The organism is Mycobacterium sp. E3305 (assembly GCF_001666785.1).
GTDB lineage: Bacteria > Actinomycetota > Actinomycetes > Mycobacteriales > Mycobacteriaceae > Mycobacterium.
Genome location: NZ_LZJA01000134.1, coordinates 1 through 1,667 on the forward strand (window position 1 = coordinate 1; position 1,667 = coordinate 1,667).

General features: G+C 73.4%; 2 protein-coding genes. One reads left to right on the top strand and one right to left on the bottom strand.

Annotated features, from left to right (window positions below; all coding sequences use genetic code 11):
• Positions 1 to 912 (top strand): MMPL family transporter (locus tag A5701_RS12750; RefSeq protein WP_156670072.1); only part of this gene is annotated, 912 nt, incomplete at its 5' end.
• A 3-nt stretch (positions 913 to 915) separates the two neighbouring features.
• On the opposite strand, the gene A5701_RS12755 is transcribed toward A5701_RS12750, so the two are convergent.
• The coding region (locus tag A5701_RS12755) for an AI-2E family transporter (RefSeq protein ID WP_067753560.1) at positions 916 to 1,667 on the bottom strand (752 nt) is incomplete at its 5' end.

The window sequence follows — 1,667 nt, forward strand, 5'->3', positions numbered from 1 at the left end:
CTCGTGTCCCGCATGGTCGAGGCGCGCGAACGTGGCATGTCGACCGCCGAGGCCATCCGCATCGGCACCGCGACGACGGGGCGCCTGATCACGGCGGCCGCGCTGGTGCTGGCCGTGGTCGCCGGTTCTTTCGTGTTCTCCGACCTGGTGCTGATGAAATACCTGGCGTTCGGCCTGATGGCGGCGCTGTTGCTGGACGCCACCGTGGTCCGGATGTTCCTGGTGCCGTCGGTGATGAAACTCCTCGGCGACGACTGCTGGTGGGCCCCGCGCTGGGCCAGGCGGCTGCAGAACCGGATCGGGCTCGGCGAGATCGACCTGCCCGACGAGCGCAAGCGGCCGACGCTCAACGGCCGGCCCGCGCGACCGCCGGTGGCGGCCAGCCTGGTCGCCGCCGGGCCACGCCCGCCACACGACCCCACCCACCCCGCGGCCCTCGAGCCGTCCCGGGCGACGCGGCCGGCTCCGCCCGAACCCGCGGCGGAAGCGCCCGCAGGCGCGGCGATGCGCCCTGCGGCGCCCCCCGGCGACGCCGCGCGCGTGCAGGCCCGGCCGGGCCAGCCGACGGAGGCTCAGACGACGAGGCTGGCGGTGCCGAACTCCGCCCCCGCCCACGAGCGGCCCGCCAATGCGGCGCCGTCGGCGCCGCCACGGCCCACCACCCCCGCGACGCCACCGCCGCCGCCGTCCAGCGGCCAGACGCGCGCGATTCCGGTGCCCGCCAACCGCTCTGACGATGCGGAAGACGCGGCCGAACCCACCACCGCGTTTCCGCGGCCCGAGGGCGACGACTCCGACGCGGCCACGGAAAAGATGAACTCCCGGGGAGACAACGGCGACGCGCGCCAGCGCCGACGCTCCGGCGGCGGCCTGTCCGCCCAGGACCTGCTGCGCCGCGAGGGCCGGTTGTAGGGATCAGTCCGACGCGGTCGCCGGCTCGTCCGGCTCCGCCTGGACGATCGCGCCACCCTCGTCGGCCTCCTCGGTCTGTTTCTCGGCCTCGGCGGCCGGATCCTTCGCGAACAGCACCTGGAACGCGTTGTTGAGGAACGCCACCGTCGGGACCGCCAGCAGCGCGCCGACGATTCCCGCGAGCACGCCGCCGGCGGCGATGGCGAGCACCACCGCGAGCGGGTGAATCGAGACCGCGCGGCCCATCACCAGCGGCTGCAGCACGTGGGCCTCCAACTGGTTCACCGCGATCAGCAGGCCGAGCGTGATCAGTGCGTACACAATGCCCTTGGCGAGCAGGGCGACCACCACGGCCAGCAGACCCGAGACCAAGGCACCGATCAGCGGGATGAACGCGCCCAGGAAGACCAGCGAGGCCAGCGGCAGCGCCAGTGGGATGCCCATGATCGCCAGGCCGGTGCCGACCCCGGCCGCGTCGGTGAGCGCCACCAGGAAGGTGGCCCGCACGTACGCGGTCAGCGACCCGTAGCCGGCCCGGCCCGCCTCGCTCACCCGGTCCCGGACGTCGGCCGGGAAGATCTTGGACACGTAGGCCCAGATGTTGCGGCCGCCGTAGAGGAAGAAGATCAGCGTGAAGAGCACCAGCACGGCCGCCGTGACCAGTTCGGTGATGGTCGCCGCGGTGGACAGGGCGCCGCTTTCCAGCTTCGTCTGATTGTTGCGCAGGGCCTCGATCGCGGCGTTGCCGGCGTTGT